Annotated in this window: 1 protein-coding gene; it reads right to left on the bottom strand. The window is 76.0% G+C overall.

Translation table 11 applies throughout. From position 1 onward, the window contains the following. Nucleotides 1-22: 22 nt before the first annotated feature. Nucleotides 23-1182: lycopene cyclase family protein (locus tag ACYVE9_RS27585; protein WP_461030616.1), on the bottom strand; the 1160-nt coding region annotated here is incomplete at its 5' end.

The following is a 1182-nucleotide window of genomic DNA, read 5'->3' as shown; positions in this document are numbered from 1 at the left end:
GGCCGGCGGTCTGCCCGGCGGGTCAGGGGCCGGGCGGCGGGCGGCGGCGTACCAGGGGCACTTCGGCGGTCGTCCGCAGCATCGGCCAGACGGGTGTGGTGGTGCCGATCCGGAGGTCCTCGGTCAGGCTGGAGGTGCCGCCGAGGAAGCGCAGCAGGCGGGGAGCGGGGTTGCGGCGGAACAGCCGGCTGAAGAAGTCGGCGCCGTCGACCCGTCCGGTGTCCAGGGCACGCAGCAGCACCGCGTCCATGGCCAGCGACCAGGGGCGGTGGGCGGGCGGTGGCAGCGGGGTGCGTCCGGCGTGGAAGGCGTCCGCGGTGGCGGCCGTCTGGCGGAGCGCGGCGGCGAAGGTGTAGCCGGTGGCCGGCCGGGTGGCGCCGGCCGCGGCCCCGATACGGAAGACGGAACGGCCGGCGCGGCGCGGGAACACGGCGTCGGTCATCGGGATGACGCCCTGTTCGGTCGCGGTGACCTCGAGCGGACCGAGCCGGAGGACCTGTTCGGTGTAGTGCCGCAGCGCGCTGTCGTAGCCGGTCCGGTCGAGGACGTGGCGGGAGAACTCGGTGTACTCCACCAGGGCTTCCCGGTTCGAGAGCGGCAGCACGTAGCCGAACGACAGGCCGTGGCGGGGCTGCGGGGTGCGCAGGTCCATCAGCACGGCGGCGCCGGGGTCGAAGGCCGGTTCGGGGAGCCGGACGAACCAGCCGCGGAAGTGCTGGAGCAGCGTGGTGCGGGAGGGCGGCAGGCCGGGCAGCGGGCGGGAGTCGAAGACCCAGCGGGCATCGAGGCGCCGGGGGATGCCGTCCGCGGTGCGGTAGTGCACGGTCGCCCCCTCGGGCCCGTCGTGCACGTGGGTGACGGTGCCGGAGAGGGTGCGTATGCGCGGTTGTCCGGCCCATCGCCGGTGCGCGGCGGCCTCGAAGTCGCGGGAGCGGATCATCCGGTAGCGCATCGGTGTGACGTCCGCGTCGGTGCGGCCCCCGTCGGGGTGGGCGACCTGGATGCGCGGCCAACTGGCGCAGACGGCCTCGTCCCAGCCGTGGGCGTCCTCCCAGAAGCACCAGGTGCGGTCCCCCGGCCGCAGCAGGCCCGGTGGCGCCTCCAGCAGGGTGACGGACGGCACCGCGCCGTCCGGGGCGCGGCTGACGAGGGCGTCGGTCAGGGCCAGGCCGGCCGCCCCCG

Source organism: Streptomyces sparsus, from assembly GCF_054776295.1.
The sequence above is the reverse complement of the archived record's forward strand: the minus strand, read 5'-3'. Positions and strand labels throughout refer to the sequence as shown.